The following is a 24341-nucleotide window of genomic DNA, read 5'->3' on the forward strand; positions in this document are numbered from 1 at the left end:
TTGGCAGCGCTAAAACTTCGCAATTTGATGTTTCCCATAGTGAACAAGGGCGTACGATGTGCGCAAATCGGATGAAGTTGAAATGAGACAGATAGACCATGAGCGAACTTGAAGCGCAGCGCAAAATCTCCATCGAAGCGACACAGAGCGGGCCTCCGCCTCGGACCATCAACCCGTTCTTTGGCGTGGGGCCCATTACCGACGTGATTCAGGATGAGGCTGAAGGGCGCAAAAACCGTTTCGACTTTGACCGTTGGTTGGAAGCCACCTATCGCAAGCTTGACGACAACGGTAACGATCTGGGGCCGTTCACCACCGCAGAAATAGGCCGTTCGATGCACCGTGGCTATCCTGCGGATGCAATCCTGCGGGACATGATGTTCCATATCCATCGGTATTTTGGCTTCCCCAAATCAAATCCGATGGCTGTGGGTCTTGGCGGCGGCCATAGTGGTTTTACCGTCGCCATCATGCATTTGATGAACCCGAATCTGGATGGTCAGAAACTGTTTGTAGACACCCCGCGCCCGGAATCGGACGAGGCCACCAAGGGCGGGTTCTTCCGTCAAAGCTGGGGAACACAGATCCTGGAATTACAGCAGTTTGCCGCCAATGGGCACGAAGATAAGGTTGTGTTCGCGGACGCCGAAGGCACAATCCCGTCAGCGGACGAGCTGGAGGCTATGGGTATCACCCTGTTTGTCGGTGTTGGGCACGAAACCACCGGGGCGACCACTTATACCACCGAAGAAGTCACCTCGCTTCTGAACTGGTTGGACCGCGACCCGGCAAACCGCCACGCGATGATTGATGCAACGTCGATGCTGGGCGGGATGCCCTGGCCGCGAGACGTGGTCGAGTCCTTCATGGCGAAATGCAACATCTTCACCCCGTTCCAGAAAGCCATCGGTGGGATTTCGGGTTACTTCCTGGCGTCGTTCACCCCAGCAGCAATGCAGCTGATTGAAGACAACCAGAAGAACCCGGCCTGGGCGATTTCGCGCCAGTTGAAGCTGGTTGTTCCGACCGATGCCAAAAAGCCGCTGACCGGTGAAAAGACAGTGGGTCTTGGCCCGTTCTATGACGCCGCGGCGGACAGGATGACGGGTGGAGTGATCAACACATTCTCGTCGCTGGCTTTCGCTGAAACGACCTATGGCCTGTTGCGTGTCGAAAAGATGTTTGGCTCGGTTGCGGTGATGAACCATCGCTCGGCCGCCAACCGTGCGCAGATCGATACATGGCTGGCCGGGCAGGACCTGCTGGTTGCCGGTGTAAGCGATGCGCAGAAACGGGGCGCTGCGGTGACCCTGCTTGCGGTCAACGATCCCGGCATCACCGATCCAGCCATTCACGCTCGCATCATTGCCCGGTCGAAGCAGCTGCTGGGTTACGAGGGGCTGACCCATCCCAATGACGACTATGAACCGGGTCTGGACGCGGCCCGCTACGTAAATGCCTTCCCCGGCACCCCTGGTGACTATCGCGCCTGGATCGGTGGCATTCGCGAGCCCGAGGATATCGTGCGTCTGCTGGACAACATCTCTTACGCCTATCACCGTGCCAAGGTTGTGGTGCTGGAAGAGGAACTGGCCGCGCAAGGCACCACTTTTGAAGCCTCAGCAACAGGCGGCGCGGACCAGCGTAAAGATGACCCGAACCGCGCCTATCGCATTCTGGTCGCGGATCTGGTCGGCCTGAAGTTTGGCACGGACGGGCAGCCGGATGCTTCGGCGGTTAAGGCCTATGTCGAGGAACAGGGCGCAACCTTCACCTATGGTGGCTGGGATGGCTCCGATCTGCCTGCTGGCCAGCATTTTTTCTATCTGCCAGACCTGTCAACGCATGAGGAACTGACGGCGACATGCTGCGGCAACCAGTATGATGCGGTCATCGCGGCGGCAACCTTCTTCCCCGAGAATGCAACGTTCCCCGAAGGGGGCGTGCGTATCGGTGCCGGAACCGGCAACATGGCCTGTGCCTGTTGGGGCGGCGGTGATGGCGCGGGCGGTTCTGCCCCGCTGATGAACACCCCCAGCTTCAACAGCCGCGCGACGGCGCAGACCGCGATGAAGGCCTTGTTGCGTGTTCTGCCGGACCTGAAGGTTGATGAGATGCACAAGCGTGTCGTTGAAGGAAACTTTGACACCGGCAAGCACCTGCGCGATTACCCGACCGAAAAGCTGGAAGGCAAACGGCTGGCTGTGATCGGCTATGGCAATATCGGCCGCGAAGTAGCGAAGCTGGGCAAAGCCTTTGGAATGACCGTCGCCATACATGCGCGCGCGCGGCACCGTCAGTGGATTGAAAGCGAAGGTTTCATCTACGCTGCAACTCCGGAAGAGGCCGCCGCAGGCGCTGATGTGTTGTCGCCTCATACCGGCCTTGGTGCCAGGGGTGCGGATGGTGTCTTTGCCAATGCGGGGCTTGTTGGCGCGTCGGTTCTGAATGCCCTGAATGACGGCGCGGTTCTGGTCAACTACGACCGTGGCGAGGTTGTCGATGCAGACGCGCTGAACGATGCGATGGCATCAGGCAAGGTGGCCTATGCAGCGATCGATGCCGATCTGTTCATCGCAGAGGATGGCAGCCTATTTGGCCCGATGGTGCCTTACCGTCCGCTGATCGACGCCTATCCGGGGCGATTGGAGCTGCTCCCCCATGCGGCAGCGGATACCGAGCACACCTCACGCGTTGAAGGGGCCAAGCAAGCGGTCGATCAGATCCTGTCGGCTATTCGCTATCGCAAAGTGATCAACTGCAAGGGTGATATCCCCGAGGGCTATACCAGCGGCGGCGCACATACTGTCGCCGGGGTCGGAAAAGTATCCGCCTCTGCGATCGTATCGGCAGCAGCAGATGCGGACACGTTGACCCGTCTGCGCGATGCGGCTGAAACACTGGCTGCGATCTGGGGCGCAATTGAAACAACCCGCGACCCGGCCCGCCGGGCGGAATTGATCGAACGTCACGGAGAAGCGTTGACGCTGGCGTCGAACACGCTGCACCGAGACTTTGACGCCTGGGGTCTGGTCGGCGGTTACGACTGATTTGGCTCGGAAAGTCGACAGGCTGTGCGCAATGCAATAGCCGTGGATCTATTGAAACGTATCAAGCAAACCATCCAATGGGTGGTTTGCTTCCCGGTGCAGGATGATCTTTCAAGCAAAGCGCCTTTCTGTGCGTCCGGACATTGCGCAGTTTGCGTCTGAGCACCTATCTACTAGTAGCTTTTTGGGCTGCAAGCAATGCAGCCTCCAGTGTCGACTGATCGCCAATGTGATTGGCCAGAATCAGGATCAATCGGGCGTTCAGTGCGTGGACGCCAGCCTCGTCTAGCCCGTCATGGGCATTCAGCAGCGCCTCATAGAAATCGTCGCCATTGTCGAAGTTTGGGGTCAGGATCAGGTGTGACATGGCTCAGCTCCTCCCCAAGGCTTTGTGCATTGCTGCTTCAAGGGCAATTGGATCAAGCTGTGGCCAACGACCGGCGACATGCTGATCGGGGCGGATCAACAAAACGGCTGATTGAGCCTCGCCCAAATAGCGTTCAGCCAAATGGCCCGTGACGTTCTGAAGGGTAAGACAATCCAGCGACTGCTCAGCTACATCTATCCGCGTGGGCAGATCGCAATTCAGGGCGAGGATTGAGAATGCACCAGTGTTGAGACGATCCAGCAGAAACCCGTTTTCCAAAGGCGCATCAGGTAGTGGACTGCCGGGCCGTGTGCAGGCTGGTCCCTCGGGCATCCCGTCGTTACTATTTAGCGGCGAAAGATCATAGGTGCACGGCACCGACAGGCGACCCGAATTCACCAAAGGGCGCGCGAAATCAAAATCGGTGACCAGATCAAGCACCGCATCGCGGAACAGCGCGTGTGCAGGGTTCCTGGGCGTCAGAAAATCAGCGCTACGGCTGGAGTTTTTGATGTTCTCCAACGCGCCATGCTTGCGTTCGGTCTGGTAGCTGTCGAGCAGCACATCTGGCGCATGGCCTTGGATCACTGCGGCCAGTTTCCACCCAAGATTGTCGATATCCTGAATGCCGCCATTGCAGCCTCGGGCACCAAAAGGGCTGACCTGATGCGCGCTGTCGCCTGCAAAGAATATCCGACCATGGCGATACTCTTTCATCGTGCAGCAGCGGAACGTGTAGATTGATGACCAGACCGGCTCGAACTCTACGTCTTCCCCAATCATCGCTGATACGCGGGTGGCGACCTTATCAGGGTCCAGTTCGGCCTTGCGATCAATGTCCCATCCAAGCTGGAAATCAAGTCTCCAGACATTATCAGGCTGCTTGTGCATCAGGGCAGTTTCACCACGATTGAACGGCGGATCGAACCAGAACCGACGCTCGACCGGGAAATCCGCCTTCATCTTGATATCCGCGATCAGGAAGTTGTCTTCGAACACGCGGCCTTCGAAGCCAAGCCCAAGCATCTCGCGCGTGGGCGAGCTCGCGCCGTCACAGGCTACAAGGTAGTCGGCTTCGACTTGATAGGGTCCATCCGGCGTATCGACGTCCAAAAGGACGTGATCTTGGTTTTGTGTCAGCGCTGTAAGTTGGTTCTGTCCGCGAATCTCAATCGGCGCGCCCAAAGCTTGCTGGCGGCGAATTTCCTCGACGATGAATTGCTCGAAATAGGGTTGTTGCAGGTTGATGAAGGCCGGGCGTTTGTGGCCTTCCTCTGGCAGCAGGTTGAACGAGTATATCTCTTCCGTGTCACGGTAGACCCGGCCCAGATTCCAGACCACGCCTTTCTCGACCATGGGTTCCCCACAGCCTAGACGGTCGCAGATTTCCAGTGTTCGTTTGGAAAAACAAATCGCGCGGCTACCCATGCCCACGCCGTCATGGTCATCCAGCACAAGGCACCCAACGCCTTTCTTACCAAGATCCAGTGCAAGCCCCATACCAACGGGGCCACCACCCACGATCACTACCGGATAGCGGCTGGGTCTGGGTGCATCCTGATCGGGGACCCTTTCGTAGGGATAAAGCTGAAAGGCCGTTTGATATCGTGCTGTAACCATGGCGGTTTAACCCTGCAAGGCCTCCCACATGTCCAGATCGCGCTGGGCGGTCCAGATCCGGGGTGTGTCGATGCCGCGGGCCTCGTCATAGGCGCGCGCGACGTTGAAGGGCAGGCAGTGTTCATAGATGGCGTAGTCTTTGAACTTGGGATCGCATTCGGCGCGGACCGCGTCCCAGGCGTCTTTGAGCGAGCCGCCTTTGGCGGCAACAGGTTTTACCGCGTTATAGGTGCTATCAACAAAATCACGCGTGTTGGCCAAGGCTGCATCGACCATCTGACGTCCGACCAGAGCATCCCCGCGTCCGGGGGCAATGCTTTGCGGATCGTAAGATTTGACTGCATCCAGTGTTGCGCCCCAATCTTCGAAATGGCCATCACCGCAGTAGCAGGCTGAATGATATTCGACGATATCACCGGTGAACATCGTCTGGCTATCGGGAACCCAGATGACGCTGTCACCCGCCGTATGCGCGCGCCCGATCTGCTTGATCACAACCTTACGATTGCCCAGATAGACGGTCATCTGATCGTCGAAGGTTGTTGTGGGCCAGGTCAAACCGGGGATGCTTTCATGCCCTTCAAACAGGCGCGGAAAACGCTGAAACTCGCTGTCCCAGTCTTCCTGTCCGCGCTCCACCACCATGGCGCGCGCCGTATCGGACATGATGATCTGATCTGCGCCAAAGGCTGAGGCCCCCAACACACGCACAGCATGATAATGGGTCAGAACCACATGAGAGATTGGCTTGTCGGTCACGCCGCGCACGCAGTCGATCACCTTTTGTGCAAGGCGCGGGGTGGCCTGAGCCTCAATGATCATGACACTATCGTCACCAATGATCACGCCCGAGTTCGGATCGCCCTCGGCGGTGAATGCGTAAAGCCCTTCGCCGATCTCGGTGAATGAGATATTCTTTTCAGACATATCCCCTTGGCTTGCGAATGCTTTGGCCATGATCGGCTTCTCCCTGATACGGCCGCCCGTTTGCATGCGAAGCGACAGTTTGTTTCATCTGCAACGAGCTGTTTGTCTTTGCAAATGAGGCAAAAGTCAATATCGTTCTAGATGCAACGACCTTGGATATTGCCTATATGTCTGACGAATTTAACCTGTCTTCCTTCTTGCCATACCGGCTAGCGATATTGTCCGAGCGGGTCAGCCGCCGCTTGTCGGTCGAATATGACCGGACACATGGGCTGGTTGCTGCAGAATGGCGGGTGTTGGTGCATCTTCAGCGCTGTGTAACTGCATCGGTCCGCGATATCCGAACCTATGTGAACCTTGAAAAGCCACGGGTCAGTCGCGCGGTTTCCAAACTCGAGGCGGACGGGCTTGTCACAAAGGTGCCGGGTGATACCGATGCACGGCTTGTTTCGATTTCGCTGACCGACGCCGGACACCAAGCGTTGGCTGGCATATTGCCCGCTGCCCGAGAGATCGAAGACCGTTTGCTGGCGGTCGCCAGCCCCGACGAATTGGCAACATTCTTTGATGTCATGGAGCGCATGCATCATGTTCTGGACAAGGACCCGCAGGCCAAGCCGCGCTCGGCCATGGATCTGGACGGTGTTGAGACCTGAAGCCAACCCCACGCTTCTAGGAAGGCGCCGACAATCCCAGCGTTTTCAGGGTCTCAGCCGTCGTCTTGTGCCAACGGTCGCGCAATGAAGCGTTTGTGGTCCGCCGCAGCCCAAGTGATTTCAAAAGCTCGAAACGCTTATCATCGTCACCACCGAATGAGCCAGCAACGCGGGGCCACCAGTAGATGACTGAAGTTTGCATAGGCTCAGCTTCGCCCTGTTCGATCAGTTTGATCGCCCCCTCCTTCGCCAATTCACCATGATGCGCCTCGATTGGAGCAATTGCGCGGAAAGCTTCGGCCAGCGGCTGATATGAAATTGTTGAATATTCGGCCAGTTGTTCGGCCACAGCACCGCTCATGAGCAGGTTCATGATCACCGCGTCCGACCAGCCCGAAAACGGATAGTTGAACACGGCCAGACGCATGTCATGTTCGGACCGGGTGGCCCCGATATCCGCATCCCGGTTCAGCCGCGCCGTCCAGGGGTGATGATTGGCATAACGGTCCGTATCGACGCCAAACTCGCCCATGATGTTCAAAACGCGATCTGCATGATCCGTTTTTTCAAGCACGATCTTTGAGGCGGCGATGCGTTCCTTGATACCCGGTCCAAGGTTGATCACATCTGCAAAACCTGCTGCGCCTGCCAGCTCACTGTCGACAAATGTTGCCATCAGTTTCAACAGTTCCGCGCGATAGCGGGGCGGAACGTTGGTGGGGTTGGTCAGCACACCACCGGAGGCCAGATAGGTGTTGAGGGTCATCGCATCATTCATATCGGGCTCCTCTCTACTGATCGTAGTCCACAACCACGCGGTCTGTCAGCGGATAAGCCTGACAGCTCAGGACATAGCCCTTCGCAACCTCGTAATCCTCAAGCGCGTGGTTTGCGAGCATCTCGACCTCACCTTCCAGCACCTTGCAGCGACAGGTCGAACACACACCGGCCTTGCAGGCGTAAGGGGCGTCCATCGCGTTTTCCAGGGCGGCATCAAGCACGGACATGTCCTTGGGAATGGTCAGAGCCTGGGTCGAGCCGTCTAATGTAATGGACGCACTAGTCTGATTGTCCGTCCGGCTGGCATCCGCCGCGCTGGCCTTGCGCTTTGCGCGACCGGGCTGAGCGCTGGCGAACAACTCGAACTTGATCTGGCTTTCATCCAGCCCGTGGTCGCGCAGGGCGGCGGCAATGCCCAGCATCATCGGTTCCGGCCCGCAGATGAACGCGGTATCGACGTTTTCGATATCAACCCAGTGCTTGAATAACTCAGCGCATTTTTCCTGTGTGACTAACCCGGTGAACAGGTCGATTTCCTGAGAATCCGTTTCCAGAATATGAATCACATTCAAACGGCCCATATAGAGGTTCTTGAGGTCCTCTAACTCCTCGCGGAACATGATCGTGTTGATGCCTTTGTTCGCATAGATCAATGTAAACCCCGATTGAGGTTCCCGGGCGAGGGTGGTTTTGAGGATCGACAAAACCGGTGTCACGCCGGACCCACCCGCAAAGCCGAGATACTGCTTTTCAGCATTTTCATTGATCGGAGCGTGGAAGCTGCCCATGGGCGGCATGGCCTGCACAATGTCACCGACACTCAGCTCAGCGTTGGCCCAGCCTGAGAACGCGCCGCCATCGACCCGTTTGATGCCAACCTGCAGAACACCATCATCTTTGCCTGCACAGATCGAATAAGACCGGCGCAGTTCTTCGCCCTCAAAATCGCGCCGGAATGTCAGGTACTGACCGGCGGTAAAGTCGAATTCTTCCGCTGCACCATTCACAGGTTCTAGCGTCACAACCACCGCATCGCGGATCGTTTTGTGAATATCGGTAACTTTCAGATCGTGGAAACGTGCCATCCGGTGCTTCTCCTCAGATGCACTTGAAATAGTCGAAGGGTTCCAGACAGTCGGTACAACGCCAATGCGCCTTGCACGGGGTCGAGCCAAACTGGCTGACTTTTTCAACTGCCTTGCTGCCGCAGTGTGGGCAACGCTCGGGGCCGCCTGCCGGTTGCGGCGGGGCGATCCCGTATTCTTCCAGCCGGGCGCGGCCTTTGTCGCTGAGCCAATCCGTGGTCCAGGCGGGCGCGATGGTGGTTTCGATCTTCAGATCCTTGATCCCCTGATCCCGCAGCGCCGTTTCGATGTCCATGCTGATGACTGAGGTCGCAGGGCAACCGGAATAGGTTGGGGTAACCGTCACAGTCAGTGTGCCCGCATCCCAGTGCACATCGCGCACGATCCCAAGATCGACCACTGAAATCACAGGGATTTCGGGGTCAGGAACAGCATCCAGCCATTCCCAAATCTGGTCCGTTGGCACCCGTTCCATGTGGGCCTACCAGCTAGCGCCGGGATAGGCGCGTTGCAGCCATTGCATCTGAGTCAGCAGATGCCCCAGATGTTCCGTATGCATCTGCCCGTTGCGTCCGCCCTTATGCGCAAATGCGCTGTCGGGGATGGTCAGCGTCGCATCTGCCAAAACCCGCTGGACCAATGTGTCATACTCGGCGCGCAGATCAGCGGGATTGGGCGCGATACCTGCTGCCACCATCTCGGCATCCACCTCATCGCTGGCGAACATCTCACCCACATAGGGCCACAGATAGTCCAGCGCCGCCTGCATCCGGTCATGACTTTCGGTTGTTCCGTCGCCCAATCCAACAACCGTGTCGCTTGAGCGTTCCAGGTGATAAGCGACCTCTTTGCTGGCCTTCGCAGCGATGGCCGCAACACGGTCGTCTGAAGACTTAATCAGGCGCCCCAGCATGATCGAATGCCACGAATCGAACAGGAATTGGCGCATCAGGGTCCGGCCGAAATCTTCATTCGGAACCTCGACCATAAGAACATTGCGGAAATCCCAAGCATCACGCAGAAAAGCCATGTCATCAGCGCTCTTATTGCCATCGATTTCGCCAGCGAGGCCCAGCCACATCTGGGTTTGGCCGATCAGGTCCAACGCGGTATTGGCCAGCGCGATATCTTCTTCCAGCACGGGTGCATGACCGCACCATTCGCTGACGCGATGACCCAGGATGAGTGTATTGTCACCCATTCTGAGCAGAAACTGCAGGAAGGCTTCGTCGCGACTCATTACATCGCCCCCACTTCATCGGGAATGTCGAAGAATGTCGGGTGACGGTAAACCTTGCTTTCGCTGGGCTCATATAGCGGGCCTTTGTCACTGGGGGATGAGGCCGCAATGTTGTTCGCCTCGACCACCCAGATCGACACGCCCTCGTTGCGGCGCGTATAGACATCGCGTGCGTTCTTGATTGCCATTTCCGCGTCAGCCGCGTGCAGCGAGCCGACATGGCGATGGCTCATCCCGTGTTGACCGCGGATAAAGACTTCCCAAAGGGGCCATTCGTTTTTCATCGGGTTTCCTCCTCAGGTCAGGCTTATTCAGCGGCCACTTGACCGGCGCGTTTCTTCTTTGCGTGCGCCAGCAGGCCGTCCCGCACCCATTGCCCGTCGTCCCAGGCCTTATTGCGGGCGGCCAGACGGTCGGTGTTGCAAGGGCCGTTGCCTTTGATGACGTCAAAGAACTCGGACCAGTCGGGTTCCGAGAAATCGTAGTGGCCGCGTTCTTCGTTCCATTTCAGGTCCGGGTCGGGGACGGTCAGGCCCAGGAATTCGGCCTGCGGCACGGTCTGGTCGACGAATTTCTGACGCAGCTCGTCATTTGTGTTCATCTTGATCTTCCAGGCCATCGATTGGGTCGAATGAACCGAGTCCTTATCCGATGGCCCGAACATCATCAGCGATGGGTACCAGAACCGGTTCAGGGCATCCTGTGCCATCTTCTTCTGCTCGGGCGTGCCTTCAGCCATCTTGCGAATGGCGTCGTATCCCTGACGCTGGTGAAAGCTTTCTTCCTTGCAGATGCGGATCATGGCACGCGAATACGGCCCGTAGGAGGTCCGCTGCAACGGCACCTGATTCATGATCGCGGCCCCATCGACCAGCCAGCCCACCGCGCCGATATCGGCCCAGTTCAACGTGGGGTAGTTGAAGATCGAGGAATATTTCATCCGACCGTCCAGCAGCATCTCGGTCAACTCGTCCCGGCTGACGCCCAGTGTTTCTGCCGCGCAATACAGGTACAGCCCATGCCCGGCCTCATCCTGCACTTTGGCCAGCAGGATCGCCTTGCGCTCCAATGTGGGCGCTCGGGTGATCCAGTTGCCTTCGGGCAGTTGTCCGACGATTTCGGAATGGGCGTGCTGACCGATCTGGCGGATCAGCGTTTTGCGATAGCCTTGCGGCATCCAATCCTTCGGTTCGATCTTGATGTCCGCGTCGATCTTTGCCTGAAATTCGGCAAGCTTTTCGGGGTCATCATTAGTGGCTTCGGATTTAACCATTTGTGCGTACATCTTGCGTCCTCCGTTCGGGGTGATCTAGAATTGAACCGCTCAGCACGGTCCGTTCAGTGATCTGCCCGTCAAACCCGTTCCAAAATCAAAGCGGCACCCTGTCCGACGCCCACGCACATAGTGCATAGCGCGTAACGACCGCCTGTCCGGCGCAGTTGATACGCAGCCGTTAGCACCAATCGCGCGCCAGACATGCCAAGCGGGTGACCCAAGGCAATTGCGCCTCCATTTGGGTTCACATGTGCTGCGTCGTCGGGTAGGCCCAACTCTCTGAGCGTTGCCAATCCCTGGGAGGCAAAGGCCTCGTTCAACTCTATCACATCCATCTGTTCGATGGTGAGCCCGGCCCGGGCCAGCACCTTGCGACTGGCCGGTACTGGGCCAATCCCCATGATGCGCGGTTCAACCCCGGCAACAGACATGCCCACGACGCGCGCGATTGGGGTGAGGCTGTTCTTTGCGGCCGCTCCCTCATTCGCCATCAATATGGCTGCGGCGCCGTCGTTGACGCCCGATGCATTACCCGCCGTTACTGTATTGTCTGGTGCATTCACCCCTTTAAGGCCCGACAGTTTTTCTGCCGTTGTGCCAGGGCGTGGGTGCTCATCAGTATCGATCACAACCGGATCGCCTTTGCGCTGTGGAACCGAGACCGGGGTGATCTCATCCGCAAACAGACCTGCCTTGTGCGCGGCGGCCCAACGGGCTTGACTACGCGCGGCGAAACTGTCCTGATCTGCGCGGCTGATACCGTAGTCTTCAGCCACGTTGTCAGCGGTTTGTGGCATTGAATCAATGCCATAGGCTTGCTTCATCTTTGGATTTACAAAGCGCCAGCCAATCGTTGTGTCATAAACCGCATTGCTGCGCGTGAACGCGGATGTCGCTTTGGGCATCACAAAAGGTGCGCGGGACATGCTTTCGACCCCACCCGCGATTGCCAGGTCATAGTCGCCTGCCTTGATCCCGCGAGCCACCATCCCAACCGCATCCATCCCGCTGGCGCACAGACGGTTCACTGTGGTTCCTGGCACCTCGACCGGCAATCCGGCCAACAAGGCAGCCATCCGCGCTACGTTCCGGTTGCTTTCACCGGCCTGATTGGCATCTCCATAGATGACGTCATCCACGCTGGACCAGTCCACTTGCAGGTTCCGCTCTTTCAGAGCGGCCAGCGGAATGGCCGCCAGATCATCCGTTCGGATCGAGGACAACGCACCTCCATACCGCCCGATCGGAGTGCGCGTCGCATCGCAAATGAATGCATCCATCCGTGAAGTCTCCTACGTGCTCACGTTATTCATAGACCGTATGGTCGGTTTATAGGGTTTCTACCGATTCGAGGCAAGTATCATGTTACCAAAAAATAGTGCTTATCGAAATATCGGTAACATATTGAATCGTCACCACCGATGCTTGGCACGAGTTGGCCGTGATCAAGCTTAGTTGTTCAATTCAGCTTCCAACGCAGAGAGATTTGGCCGGGGCAACCGGTCCAGAAGGTCAGAAACGGCTGCTCGGCATTCTGACCCTTTCCAATCGGAGGGAAGGAAATCTGATGGAAACACCGGGTGGCGCAGTACGATGCGGCGCCAATTGTGTACGACGAGGACGCGTAACATCGCGGTTTCCATCGGATCGTCCACACCGGTTCTAGGTAGAAGGCCATCGACGATATGAACAGATTCTAAGAAATCAGCATATGCTGTTTTCAACGGCTGCGGCCCGAACAGGTCTTGCAACCAGTCAGGAACAGAAATGGCGCTGGTCTCATAGCCCAGCAATTCCTCCAGACCATCCGGCATAGGTCCCGAAGCCATAGCTGTTGCCGGATTGAGTGACACGTAGTCGCCGGTCAGCAATAGGTCAGCCAGTTCTTTGCGGGATGTGTCGGAGTTGTTTGCAATCAGCACGTGCCAGATATCCGGCATGCTGACTTCACGCCCATAAATGCGCGGTGCGGCTGCAGCGCTTTGATTGCGCCCATAGTCCGTGAGGTGATGAGTGCTTGCGCGCCCGATGCGGGTACTTTCGATCCACCCATCTTTGCGCAACCGATGCAAGGCAACCCTTGTTGCCTCAGCCTTGATGCCGACGCGACCCGTCAACGCCGAAATAAGTGAGCCGCTGATCTGGTCCGATCTGTTTTGCGCAAGATCGCCAAAAATTGTCACCAAAACCGACCACACCCGCAGGGAGTCGGTGGATGTCAGTCGACCGATACAGGAGTCAAACCAGTCGTTGGGCGCGTCTTTCATGACCGCAGTATAGGCGGGCCGGACTGAATTGCCATCCGGCCCGAAGCCTTTAGTAGGCCACCATGGTCAGCAGCTCGTATTCAGCGACACGTTCATCATCCTGCTGAGTCAGCGTGACGTGCCAGCGCACCTCGCCATATTCATCATTGCGTTTCGTCTTTGACTTGACGGTCAGGCGGACCTTGATGGTGTCCCCCGGCACAACAGGTTTCATAAAGCGCAACCCGTCAAGGCCGGTATTGGCCAGGACAGGGCCCTCGTTCGGTTCGACAAACAACCCGGCGGCGAAGGACAACAGCAGGTATCCGTGCGCGACGCGACCGGGGAAGAACGGGTTCCTCTCCGCCGCGGCCTGATCCATGTGCGCATAGAACGTATCGCCCGTGAATTCGGCGAAATGTTCGATATCATCCATCGTTACAACGCGCGGCGCAGTGTGGAGTGTCTCGCCGATTTCAAGATCGTTATAGCGTCGGGTGAAGGGGTGGGCGGGTCCTTTGATTTCGGTTGCGCCCGGAACCCATTTGGACCCGATCGCGGCCAGGATGTCCGGAGACCCTTGAATGGCCGTGCGCTGCATATAGTGTTTCACGCCCCGCACGCCGCCCATTTCCTCGCCACCACCCGCGCGGCCGGGACCGCCATGCACCATATGGGGCAGAGGGGAACCATGGCCGGTGGATTCTTTCATCGAGTCGCGGTTGTTGAAGTAAAGCCGCCCGTGATAGGCCCCGGCGTCCATAGCGAACTTGCAAGCGACATCCGTGTCATGCGTAATGACCGATGCAACCAAAGAGCCCTGTCCCTTATTCGCCAGCTCAATCGCATGATCGGTGTCGCGGTATCCCATTATCGTGCTGACCGGGCCGAAGGCCTCGGTGTCATGGACGCGCGTTGCCGCATCCGGATTGGCGCAATGGAACAACATCGGCGGCAGGAATGCCCCTTTTTCGACATCTGCGCCGTCAACTGCAAAGTCATCCGGATCGCCAAACACACGCTCGGCCTCTTGCCCAATGACCGCGGCTTTTTCCAGCACATCCTGTTTTTGACCATTCGAGACCAACGCTCCCATGCGCGTGGTTTCAAGTCTCGGGTCGCCGATGACCGTTTTGGACAGGCGCGCGGAAAGGGCTTCGATCACCGCCTGGACCTGTGGTTCAGGCGCGATGATCCGGCGGATTGCAGTACATTTCTGACCCGCCTTTGTGGTCATCTCCCGTTGAACTTCTTTGATGAACAGGTCAAATTCCGGCGTTCCCGGTTCAGCATCGGGCCCCAGAACCGAACAATTCAGGCTGTCTTGTTCGGCAACAAACCGTACCGAATTCTCAAGAATGACAGGGTTGGAGCGCAGTTTTAGGGCCGTGTCGGCCGAACCGGTAAAACTGACCACATCCTGCAAGGTCAGACGATCCAGCATATCCCCCAAACCGCCTGAAACAAGCTGCAGTGCTCCGGCTGGCAGAATGCCCGAATCCAGCATCAGCCGCACGCACAGTTCGGTGACATAGCAGGAGTTTGTTGCCGGTTTGACGATCGCTGGAACGCCGGCCAGCAGAGTCGGGGCGAGCTTTTCCAGCATGCCCCAAACCGGAAAGTTAAACGCATTGATGTGGACCGCCACGCCTTGCATTGGGGTGCAGATGTGCTGGCCTAAAAATGTGCCGTTGCGCGACAGCTGCTCGACGTCACCGTCCAGATACACGTGTCCGTCGGGCATCTCGCGGCGGCCCTTTGATGCGAAAACGAACATGGTACCGATCCCGCCATCGATATCGATCAGGTGATCTGATTGCGTGGCCCCTGTGTTAAACGACAGGTCATACATGGCCTGCTTATGCTGCCCCAGATGCAGAGACAGCGCCTTGAGCATCTTGGCGCGTTCGTGAAAGGTCAGCTTACGCAGCGCAGGCCCGCCAACGTTGCGGGCATAGTCCAGCATGCCCTGCACATCCAAGCTGTTGTTGCCAGCGGTCGCGATCACCTCGCCCGTTACGGCGCTGGCAATAGTGCGGGCCCCGTCGCCCGGGGCAATCCATTCGCCCGCTGCGAAACTTGAAATCTGCTGGATTGTCATGAGCCACTCCTCAGTCCTGAGATGATCTGCGCCGGCTTGCGCGCGATGAAGACAAGCATATTATTAACCGTATGGTCGGTCAATATTTAACGACTGCCTATTTGTTGTTCTCGTCAATTCAAACCTCTGCCGGTAATTGGGCGAAACCGCGAAAACGGATACGCCCGCCGCGTATTGCGCCGTCTGTGATCTGATAGTTTGGAAAACGGTTCAAAAACCGGCTGACCGCGATCTTGCCTTCCATCCGGGCAAGGGTCAGGCCGACGCAGGTATGTGGACCACCGGCAAACGCATGATGTTTATTGGGCCTGCGATCCAGCTGCACGTTATCAGGCCCGTCAAACTGCCTAGGGTCCCGGTTTGCGGCCCCAATGCATAGATGAATATCAGTCCCCGCCGGAATGGTGTGACCATGAAACGTAACCTCTTCGGTCGTCAGGCGGTTGCCAAACTGGTTTGGGCTTTCCAGTCGCAGGAATTCATCCACAGCCGAGGTGATGAGGTCGGGGGAGGTCAGCAACTCGGACCGTTTATCCGGGTGTCGGTGCAGCAGCTCCAGCGCGTTGCCGATCAGGTTTGTCGTGGTTTCGTGCCCAGCGTTCAGGATGAAAATACAGTTCTGATACAACTCAACCGCGGTCAGACCGCCATCCGCATCGTCCTGTATCAACCGGGTCAGAACATCCGTGTCCGGGTTGCCGGGATTACGTCTTCGGTCGTCAACGATATGGTGCAGGAACTCTTTGAACTCGGTGACCGCACGATTGCCCCAGTTTTCCTGTTCGGGTGTCAATTGGGGCTCTAACGCACCAAGGATGGCCAGAGACCAATCGCGCAAGGGTCCGCGTTCGGATCGGGGAATGCCCAGCAGGTTGCCAATAATCTCAATCGGGATTGCTCCGGCGAAATCCTGGATTAACTCGACGCTGCCTTTGGCCTGCATCTGATCCAGCAGAGCATCGACCAGTTCGATCAATCCTGGCTCCATCTGCGCCAAAGCACGCGGGTTCATCGCCCCGACCATTACCCTACGGACACGGGTATGCAAGGGCGGGTCATTGAACACCAGGCTGGTGGTGTGGTGTTCGTATAGAGGACTGTCGACCCCATATTTCGGGCCAAACACTGCCTTTTTGTCCGAGATGAACCGCGTTGTATCCCGATAGACCAGATCCAGATCCACGTACCGCGACAGGATCATTGAGCCGTCGGGTTGAGGGCAAACCGGCATATCCTCGCGCAATGCGGCATAGGTTGGATAGGGGTTCTCGTGAAACCCGTCTGGAAGCGCGGTCAGGGAAAACATCAGTGACCCATCGCCCCCATATGTTCAGGCAGGACCAGCACAAGCCATGGCACCAGAACGATAAGGGCCAGACGGAAGATATCGGCGATCCAGAATGGCGTTACGCCTTTGAAAATCGTTCCGGTCGAGACATCTCCGACCACGCCTTTCAGGATGAACACGTTCAGGCCAACTGGCGGGGTGATCAGGCTGATCTCGGTCACGACAACAACCACGATGCCGAACCAGATTGGATCATAGCCCAGCGATGTAACAAGCGGGAAAAAGATCGGCACAGTCAGCAGGAGCATCGACAGCGATTCAAACACGCAGCCCAAGATGATGTAGATGCATAGGATCATTAGGATCACAACAAAGGGTTCTAAATCATATGCGGTGACCAATGCGATCAATGCTTCGGGCAAACCGGCGAGGTTGATGAAGTTCGAAAATATCTGCGCCCCGATCAGGACCGAGAACAGTGCTGCGGCGGTAAACGTAGTTTCTTTCAAAACCTCGAAGGTGGAACTCAGGCTCAGCCCGCCACGCGACAGGGCAATCAGAAAGGCACCCATGGCCCCCATACCAGCGGCTTCCGTCGGGCTGAATGTCAGGTTTAGTGGGTGAAAATCAAAGGCACCATAGAGGCCGCCAATGACCAGAAAGAACAGCAATAACACTGCCCAGACAGAGCGCAGGGCATTCAATCTCTCACCCCACCCATGCTTCTCACCGGCCGGTCCCGACTCTGGCTTGCGCCAGACGGTCCAGCGGACTGCAAACAGGTATAAAAGGATGCCCAATACACCTGGGATGATCCCGGCGACGAACAGTTTGCCGATAGATGTTTCGGTCAACAAACCGTAGATTACTAGGATCACAGAGGGTGGGATCAGGATACCCAGCGTGCCGCCTGCCGCGATTGAGGCAGTCGACAGCTCATCTGAATAGCGATAGCGGCGCATTTCCGGCATGGCGACTTTGGACATCGTCGCGGCCGTTGCCAAAGACGACCCGCAGATCGCGGAAAACCCACCACAGGCCGCGACCGTAGCCATCGCGATGCCGCCTTTGAAGTGGCCAAGAAACGCATTTGATACGGCGTAGAGTTCGCGCGCCAGACCGCCCTTGTTCACGAACAGTCCCATCAGGATGAACAGCGGAATAACCGACAGGCCGTAGTCCTGTGCTGTGTCGGTGATCTGACGACCGACCATCGACATGGCCGCTTTCAAACCGCGTTCGGACAGGATGCTGCCACCACGCTCATATGCAAAGCCCAACGTTCCGACCAAGCCCATCGCGAACACGATGGGCAGACGCAGAAGCACGAGAACAAGGACAAGGGCAAAACCGATCAGCGCAGCAGTCATTGCTGGTTCTCCGTCAGAACTTGGGGCGCGAAGATGTACAGCAACCCGGTTGTGATCATTGCAACGGCAGTGACCGCAGTGGATGCAGCGATAAACCAGCCGATGTAGAAAACGGGGATCGACAGGTACTCGGTCACATCTCCATAGTCCCGTGCCCGTTCGGCAAGGATCCAGACTCGCTGAATCGGCCAGAACAGCATGATGCCCGAGATCAGATAGACAATCGCATCCCTGGCGCGGCTAAGCCGGAATCGTGAAAACAGCCCGTCGGTCAGATCAACGGCAATCTGGCCCTTTCCTGCGGATACCATCGGCAGAACCGAAAAAACGAGGATTGCCATCAGAATGCGCGTCAGTTCGGTTGCCGCCTCAATCGGGGCATTGAAGACTGATCGCAACACGACATCAAAGAACGTCATCACCATCAGCACGAATAGCGCCAGACAGGCAAGTATCGTCGGGGCGACGCTGACGCGACGCGCAAAGGTCACAAGGGATTGCATGTTTAGTTCCCGCAAGCTTGGGGGTGGCCGGCGGCTTGATTCCGCCAGCCAGGCTTGGTTACTGCGACGCCATTTCGTTGACGATCAGGTCATAGGCGGCTTGTGCGTCGACACCTGCACCATTGACCTCATCAATGACCTTGGCGCGGACATCCACGGCAATCGCGTTGAACTTCTCCAGGTCTTCGGCAGATGCGGTGTTGATCGCATTGCCGTCTGTGCCTTCGGTGGCTTCGCGCCCGATGGCATCAATTTCGTCCCAGATTTTACCGATTTCACGGCTCAGCGGTTCGCCAAATACCTGCTCTTCCAGCGCTTGCTGCAGCTCAGCAGGCAGATCAGCAAACGTGTCTTCATTCATGATGAACGCGAAGGATCCACGGTACAGACCGCCAGGAACTTCATAGACGTTCTGCGCGACTTCAGTCAGCTTAAAGCCTTTGCGAGATTCAAACGGCATCACAACGCCATCGGCCGCTTTTGACGCGAGTGTCTCGTACACTTTCGGGGCTGGCACCTGGATGCCGGTTGCGCCAAGTGCTGCACCGACATCGCCGCCAACACCGCCCGGGATACGAACCTTAAGGCCCGAAACCTCGTCCAGTGACGTAACAGGGTTGCTGGAATGCAGCTGCGCCGGTCCGTGGGTGTGCAAGGCAATCACTTTTACGCCGCGATGTTCGTCAGCGGCTTTCAGGTGCGTGTCATAGGCGCGCCAATAGGCAACCGATGCGGCCTCGGCCGAGCCCTCATAGCCGGGCAGTTCGATCATTTTGGTGGTGACAAAGCGACCGGGCTGATAGCCGTGGAAGATGATCGACGCATCCGCTGCCCCGTCCATGATCAGGTCCATCTGGGCGGGTGGGGGCGCAATGCCCAGCTTCAGTTCCGCTGTGACCTGGCCGTCTGTCGCTTCTTCAACCATCTCAACGAATTTTGGCCACATCTTGGCGTTGATGCCGTGGGTCGGCGGCGCCCAGCTGGAAATCGTCAGCGTATAATCTGCGGCCAGTGCCACGGTGCCTGAAACGGCCAAAGCGGCCGATGCCAGCAAGGTGCTTAACTTGGTGAGTTTCATGTTCAGTGCCTCCCTTTGAAACATGCATTCAGAATGCGCTAATGGTTACTTTTGTAACTATCAACATGTTATTGGCGTTTTGCTTGGGCCGCGATGACCCAAGACGCGGGGCTTTCTTCCGCCACAACCCGCATGGTCGCCGCTGACGTGCGGCTTCCGATTTCATTGCGATAGTTCATGGGGCCTCCGCGCCAGCGTGGAAAGCCATAGCCGTGGATTTGAACCATATCGACGGCCTCGGCGTTTTCGGCGATGCCTTCCTCAATGATCCGCTCGCCCTCATTCGCCAACACGGCCAGAAGACGCGAAGAAATATCCTGAGCGCTAAAGCTACGCCGAAAAATGCCTTCGGCGGCTGAATAGGTTTTGATCAGAGCCTCAACCTCGGGGTCGCGGATCGGTTTGCGATCCCCGGCATCGTATCGATACCAGCCTTTCCCCGAGCGCTGGCCAAGCCGCTCCATCTCGCAGAGTTGATCGGCGATGGTCACATAGCGTTCGTTCGGATCGCGCGTTGCGGCATTGCGTTTTCGATTGGCCCACGCGATCTGTAGACCGGTCAGATCCTGCAGCTCATATGGGCCCATGGGCATTCCGAACCCACGCATCGCCTCATCCACCTGATAGGGCAGGGCGCCATCTGCCAGCAGATAGTCGGCTGCGCGGCGATAGGCTGCCAGCATACGGTTGCCGATGAACCCGTCGCTAATGCCTGACAGGACGGAAATCTTGCGCAGCTTCTTACCCAGCGCGAACCCTGTGGCGACAACCTCTGGTGCCGTTTGAGGTGTATGCACAATTTCGAGCAGTTTCATCACATGAGCCGGGCTGAAAAAATGCAAGCCAATGCAGCGCGCCGGGTTTTCGATGCCTGTGAAGATTTCAACCGGGTCAAGATACGAGGTGTTGGTGGCCAGAATGGCTTCGACGCTCATGTGCTGCACCAATTCGGCAAAGACCTGTTGTTTGACCGAGATATCTTCGAACACGGCCTCAATTGCCAGTTGCGCGTCGGCCGCCTCAGCATAGCTGTCAACGGCGCGAAACCGGGACAGGGCGTTCTGGAATTGAGCCTCGGTCATCTTTCCGCGTTTGACCGCACCGTTCAACAGACCGTTAACCCGGTCATGAGCGGCTTTTGCAGCCTCGGTATCCCGCTCAATCAACGTAACGGATAATCCACTGCTGAGCGCGGCAGTTGCGATCCCAGCCCCCATCAATCCGCCGCCGACAACGGCAATGCGATGAATTTCGCGTGCTTCGACACCCTTGATCATGGCGGGTTTCGAGACGACGCGTTCGGCAAAAAATGCGTGGCGTAAGGCGCGACTTTCCGCGCTTTGTCGCAGCGCCATATGAAGCGTGCGTTCTTTCGGTTGCCCCGCCGAAAATGGTTCCGTCGCCCAGCTTAGTGCGGTCAGGTTTTCCATTGGTGATTGCTGCCCCTTGGCGCGCTTCTCCAGTTTACGGCGCGAGGCCTCGATTAGGTCAGGCGCAAAATCAGCAACAGGGCGCTGGCTGACGGGCACGGGGCGTTCTGGCAAATCAGAGACAAAGCGATCAACCGCATCTTCCAAAGGATCTGCCACCAGATCGATGGCACCGTGCTGTTGCATAGCCTCGGCTTTCAGGATTTTGCCCGAACAGGCCAGGTCAATCGCCAAGTCCATCCCCACAAGGCGCGGCAGCCGCTGCGTGCCGCCCGCGCCGGGGATCAGCCCGACATTGACTTCGGGCAGTCCGAAGCCCGTGCCGGGTGCCGCAATGCGCCATGCGCAGGCCATCGCAATCTCAAACCCACCGCCCAGAACATTGCCATGCATACAGGCGACGAACGGAACCTCGCTGTCTTCAATCATCTGAATGACATCGGGTAGATGTGGCTCGACCGGCGGTCTGTCGAACTCGGACATGTCGCCACCCGCAACGAAGGTTCTGCCAGCGCATCGCAGCACTGCCACTCGTGCACCTTTGACTGCGGCAACGGCATCGACCAGCCCCTGACGAACGCCGACAGAGGTCGCATTCACAGGCGGATTGTCAATGGTGATCCATGCGACATCGCCCTTGAATTCAACAGTCACAAGTGACCTGTGCGACATGGTTGTGCCCTTTATTCGGTTGAGAATCGAAGCTGGTTTATATATTGACCAACCGTTCGGTTAATGCAATGCTTTAGTTAAAGCAGCATCAAGCGGGACGGTCATGAGTAGTACGATTCTTGTGGAAGATCACGGACACTGGGTGGAAATCATCCTGAACCGGCCCGACAAGCTGAATGCGTTCAATGAAGAGATGCATGAGACGTTACAGAATGCCCTGAAGTCCGCCGGAGACAGCGGCGCGCGCGCGATCCTGCTGACAGGCGCGGGTCGTGGGTTTTGCGCCGGCCAGGACCTTGGCGACCGCGATCCGTCAAAAATAGATGGTCCCCCTGATCTGAGCGTGACCGTCAGGACCTACTACGCCCCGTTGGTGCGATTGATCCGGTCGCTGAATTTACCCGTTGTCTGCGCCGTGAACGGGGTCGCCGCCGGGGCCGGGGCCAACCTGGCGCTGGCCTGCGATATGGTCCTGGCAGGCGAAAGCGCCAAGTTCATTCAAAGCTTTGCCAAGGTCGGTCTGATCCCTGACACGGGCGGCAGTTGGCATTTGCCTCATCTGGTTGGAGAGGCCAGAGCCAAAGGTCTGGCGCTAACCGCTCAACCCTTGTCCGCACGCCAAGCAGAGGAATGGGGTCTGATCTGGAAGGCGCTTCCTGATGAGGAATTGCTGAGCGAAGCGCGATCCTTGACCAGCCAATTGGCCAATGGCCCAACCGTCGGGCTGGGCAAAACCAAACAGTGCATTCAGGCTGCTGCGACAACCACGCTTTCGGATCATCTTGAAATCGAAGCAGATGCCATGAAAATCTGTGGGGAAAGCGCGGATTATGCCGAAGGCGTATCCAGTTTCCTCGAAAAGCGCGCCCCGCTTTTTCAGGGTAAATGACAATGACCCCTCAAGAACGCGCAGCCAAATCCGCCGCCGCCATGTGGGCCCATGATGCGGCCAGCAAGTGGTTTGGCATGGAGCTTGTCGAAGTTGACGAAGGCCGCGCCGTTCTGGCGTTGACCGTCGCGCCGCATCACTGCAACGGGCATGGGATTTGCCATGGTGGCGTGACCCACGCTTTGGCAGACAGCGCGTTTGCCTTTGCGTGCAACAGCCGCAATGTGGCGACGGTCGGGCAGCACACCATGATGAGCTATCTGGCGCCAGGGCAATTGGGTGATCGGTTGACCGCAACGGCCACCGAAACCACGGTTGCGGGTCGTAGCGGTGTGTATGACGTACGCGTCACCAACCAGGATGACACCATAATCGCCGAGTTCCGTGGCATGTCACGTGCAATTGGCGGGCAGAATTTTGAAGAATAGAACGACGTCGGAGGAGCAACACTATGGATGACCTCTCACCGAGCAAAGCGGATTTGGATCCGATAGAAATTGCCTCGATTGACGAAATCCGTGTAACACAACTTGAACGCCTGAAATGGTCCGTTCGACATGCCTATGACAACGTCGCGATGTACAAGCAGCGCTTTGACGAGGCTGGCGTGCATCCCGATGATCTGCAGCACCTCTCGGACCTGTCGAAATTCCCGTTCACCTATAAGAACGATCTGCGCGACAACTACCCGTTTGGCCTTTTTGCGGTGCCACGTTCAGACGTGATCCGGCTGCATGCGTCATCCGGCACGACCGGAAAACCAACTGTCGTGGGCTATACCCAACGGGATATCGACAATTGGGCGGATCTGGTTGCGCGTTCGCTGCGCGCCGCAGGTTTGCGAAAAGGCGATATGATCCATAACGCCTATGGCTATGGCCTGTTCACCGGTGGTCTGGGCGCTCATTACGGGATTGAACGGCTGGGCGCGACCGTTGTGCCGATGAGCGGCGGGCAAACCGAAAAACAGGTCGGCTTGATCACCGATTTCCAACCCGACGCGATCATGGTGACCCCGTCATACATGCTCAATATCCTTGAACAGTTTCACAAAGCGGGGCTCGACCCCCGGCAAAGCTCTCTCAAGGTTGGTATCTTCGGCGCGGAACCCTGGACCGATGCCATGCGCGCTGAGGTCGAAGCCGCATTCGATATGCATGCAGTGGACATCTATGGCCTGTCCGAAATCATGGGGCCTGGCGTGGCCAGCGAATGTGTTGAAACAAAGGATGGCCCGGTGATCTGGGAAGATCACTTCCTGCCCGAGATCATCGACCCTGCGACTGGAGAGGTGCTGCCAGATGGCGAAACGGGCGAACTGGTCTTTACCACATTGACCAAAGAAGGGCTGCCGATGATCCGCTATCGCACGCGCGATCTGACCTGTCTTTTGCCCGGAACAGCCCGTTCAATGCGGCGGATGGCCAAGATCACCGGGCGCAGTGATGACATGATGATCCTGCGGGGTGTCAACGTATTCCCCAGCCAGATCGAAGAGCAAGTCATGGCGACGGGCGGTCTGGCCCCTCACTATCAGATCGAGCTGTACAAATCCGGTCGCATGGATGCGATGCGGGTGTTTGTCGAGGCAACTGAGGGGTCGACAGATGAAATGTCCAAAACGGCAGCGGCCCGTATGCTGACAAAGCGCATCAAGGACATGGTTGGTGTCTCAACAGAAATTGTTGTAGGTGATCCCGGCGAGGTCGAACGCTCTCAGGGCAAGGCAAAGCGCATCATCGACAACCGCGACAAGGAATAGG

The 24341-nt window shown here is 57.4% G+C and carries 22 protein-coding genes; 5 read left to right on the forward strand and 17 right to left on the reverse strand.

The window, feature by feature from the left end; translation table 11 throughout:
* Nucleotides 1-98 precede the first annotated feature (98 nt).
* Nucleotides 99-3050 carry an NAD(P)-dependent oxidoreductase gene (locus tag ACR0JX_RS14645; RefSeq protein ID WP_480544515.1) on the forward strand — a complete coding sequence of 984 codons (2952 nt, stop codon included), beginning with the start codon at nt 99-101 and terminating at the stop codon, nt 3048-3050.
* 166 nt (nt 3051-3216) lie between these two features.
* On the opposite strand, the gene ACR0JX_RS14650 is transcribed toward ACR0JX_RS14645, so the two are convergent.
* The 3 genes from ACR0JX_RS14650 to ACR0JX_RS14660 are packed head-to-tail and all read right to left on the reverse strand — an operon-like array spanning nt 3217 to nt 5994.
* Nucleotides 3217-3417, reverse strand: a complete 201-nt coding sequence (locus tag ACR0JX_RS14650; protein ID WP_480544516.1) for a DUF2783 domain-containing protein — start codon at nt 3415-3417, stop codon at nt 3217-3219.
* Nucleotides 3418-3420: 3 nt separating this feature from the next.
* Nucleotides 3421-5037, reverse strand: a complete 1617-nt coding sequence (locus ACR0JX_RS14655) for an FAD-dependent oxidoreductase (protein WP_480544518.1) — start codon at nt 5035-5037, stop codon at nt 3421-3423.
* Between the two features lie 6 nt (nt 5038-5043).
* The gene (locus ACR0JX_RS14660; RefSeq protein WP_480544519.1) at nt 5044-5994 is read right to left on the reverse strand and encodes an MBL fold metallo-hydrolase; all 951 of its coding nucleotides are present in this window, start codon (nt 5992-5994) and stop codon (nt 5044-5046) included.
* 137 nt (nt 5995-6131) lie between these two features.
* Here ACR0JX_RS14660 and ACR0JX_RS14665 point away from each other — a divergent pair, with 137 nt between their 5' ends.
* A complete protein-coding gene (locus ACR0JX_RS14665) occupies nt 6132-6620 on the forward strand; it encodes a MarR family winged helix-turn-helix transcriptional regulator (RefSeq protein ID WP_480544521.1) in 489 nt (162 codons plus the stop codon).
* A gap of 16 nt (nt 6621-6636) precedes the next feature.
* Here ACR0JX_RS14665 and ACR0JX_RS14670 read toward each other — a convergent pair whose 3' ends face one another.
* The 14 genes from ACR0JX_RS14670 to ACR0JX_RS14735 all read right to left on the reverse strand — a co-directional run bounded on the left by ACR0JX_RS14670 (nt 6637) and on the right by ACR0JX_RS14735 (nt 21689).
* The gene (locus ACR0JX_RS14670) at nt 6637-7398 is read right to left on the reverse strand and encodes a Phenylacetic acid catabolic protein (RefSeq protein ID WP_480544523.1); all 762 of its coding nucleotides are present in this window, start codon (nt 7396-7398) and stop codon (nt 6637-6639) included.
* Between the two features lie 13 nt (nt 7399-7411).
* Nucleotides 7412-8485: a 2Fe-2S iron-sulfur cluster-binding protein gene (locus tag ACR0JX_RS14675; protein WP_480544524.1), complete on the reverse strand. Its 1074-nt coding sequence runs from the start codon at nt 8483-8485 to the stop codon at nt 7412-7414.
* A gap of 13 nt (nt 8486-8498) precedes the next feature.
* Complete coding sequence (paaD, locus tag ACR0JX_RS14680) at nt 8499-8960, reverse strand: 1,2-phenylacetyl-CoA epoxidase subunit PaaD (protein ID WP_480544525.1); 462 nt, start codon at nt 8958-8960, stop codon at nt 8499-8501.
* 6 nt (nt 8961-8966) lie between these two features.
* Nucleotides 8967-9725 (reverse strand): 1,2-phenylacetyl-CoA epoxidase subunit PaaC, encoded by a 759-nt coding sequence (gene paaC / locus ACR0JX_RS14685; RefSeq protein ID WP_480544527.1) that lies wholly within the window; start codon nt 9723-9725, stop codon nt 8967-8969.
* Nucleotides 9725-10009, reverse strand: a complete 285-nt coding sequence (gene paaB / locus ACR0JX_RS14690) for a 1,2-phenylacetyl-CoA epoxidase subunit PaaB (protein ID WP_480544528.1) — start codon at nt 10007-10009, stop codon at nt 9725-9727. The genes paaC and paaB overlap by 1 nt, the downstream gene beginning before the upstream one ends.
* A gap of 23 nt (nt 10010-10032) precedes the next feature.
* Nucleotides 10033-11010, reverse strand: a complete 978-nt coding sequence (gene paaA, locus ACR0JX_RS14695) for a 1,2-phenylacetyl-CoA epoxidase subunit PaaA (protein WP_480544530.1) — start codon at nt 11008-11010, stop codon at nt 10033-10035.
* A gap of 68 nt (nt 11011-11078) precedes the next feature.
* Nucleotides 11079-12281 carry a 3-oxoadipyl-CoA thiolase gene (pcaF, locus tag ACR0JX_RS14700; protein ID WP_480544531.1) on the reverse strand — a complete coding sequence of 401 codons (1203 nt, stop codon included), beginning with the start codon at nt 12279-12281 and terminating at the stop codon, nt 11079-11081.
* 171 nt (nt 12282-12452) lie between these two features.
* The gene (locus tag ACR0JX_RS14705; protein ID WP_480544532.1) at nt 12453-13268 is read right to left on the reverse strand and encodes a PaaX family transcriptional regulator C-terminal domain-containing protein; all 816 of its coding nucleotides are present in this window, start codon (nt 13266-13268) and stop codon (nt 12453-12455) included.
* 49 nt (nt 13269-13317) lie between these two features.
* Nucleotides 13318-15348 carry a phenylacetic acid degradation bifunctional protein PaaZ gene (paaZ, locus tag ACR0JX_RS14710; protein ID WP_480544533.1) on the reverse strand — a complete coding sequence of 677 codons (2031 nt, stop codon included), beginning with the start codon at nt 15346-15348 and terminating at the stop codon, nt 13318-13320.
* 118 nt (nt 15349-15466) lie between these two features.
* A complete protein-coding gene (locus ACR0JX_RS14715; protein WP_480544535.1) occupies nt 15467-16654 on the reverse strand; it encodes a cytochrome P450 in 1188 nt (395 codons plus the stop codon).
* Complete coding sequence (locus tag ACR0JX_RS14720) at nt 16654-18006, reverse strand: TRAP transporter large permease (RefSeq protein WP_480544536.1); 1353 nt, start codon at nt 18004-18006, stop codon at nt 16654-16656. The genes ACR0JX_RS14715 and ACR0JX_RS14720 overlap by 1 nt, the downstream gene beginning before the upstream one ends.
* Nucleotides 18003-18509: a TRAP transporter small permease gene (locus ACR0JX_RS14725; RefSeq protein WP_480544537.1), complete on the reverse strand. Its 507-nt coding sequence runs from the start codon at nt 18507-18509 to the stop codon at nt 18003-18005. The genes ACR0JX_RS14720 and ACR0JX_RS14725 overlap by 4 nt, the downstream gene beginning before the upstream one ends.
* Nucleotides 18510-18567: 58 nt before the next feature.
* On the reverse strand, nt 18568-19587 hold the full coding sequence (locus tag ACR0JX_RS14730) for a TRAP transporter substrate-binding protein (RefSeq protein WP_353009676.1): 1020 nt from the start codon (nt 19585-19587) through the stop codon (nt 18568-18570).
* Nucleotides 19588-19655: 68 nt separating this feature from the next.
* A complete protein-coding gene (locus ACR0JX_RS14735) occupies nt 19656-21689 on the reverse strand; it encodes an FAD-dependent oxidoreductase (protein WP_480544538.1) in 2034 nt (677 codons plus the stop codon).
* A 103-nt stretch (nt 21690-21792) separates the two neighbouring features.
* Between ACR0JX_RS14735 and paaG the strand changes: the two genes are divergently transcribed.
* Genes paaG through paaK form a run of 3 tightly spaced genes read left to right on the forward strand, consistent with a single transcriptional unit; the run spans nt 21793 to nt 24340 of the window.
* Entirely contained in the window at nt 21793-22578 is a 786-nt protein-coding gene (gene paaG, locus ACR0JX_RS14740; protein WP_480544539.1) for a 2-(1,2-epoxy-1,2-dihydrophenyl)acetyl-CoA isomerase PaaG, read from the forward strand.
* 2 nt (nt 22579-22580) lie between these two features.
* On the forward strand, nt 22581-23006 hold the full coding sequence (paaI, locus tag ACR0JX_RS14745) for a hydroxyphenylacetyl-CoA thioesterase PaaI (RefSeq protein WP_480544540.1): 426 nt from the start codon (nt 22581-22583) through the stop codon (nt 23004-23006).
* Nucleotides 23007-23029: 23 nt separating this feature from the next.
* Nucleotides 23030-24340, forward strand: coding sequence for a phenylacetate--CoA ligase PaaK (paaK, locus tag ACR0JX_RS14750; protein ID WP_480544542.1), 1311 nt, complete (start codon nt 23030-23032; stop codon nt 24338-24340).
* Nucleotide 24341: the final 1 nt, after the last annotated feature.

It is taken from the genome of Ruegeria sp. AH7 (assembly GCF_056541325.1).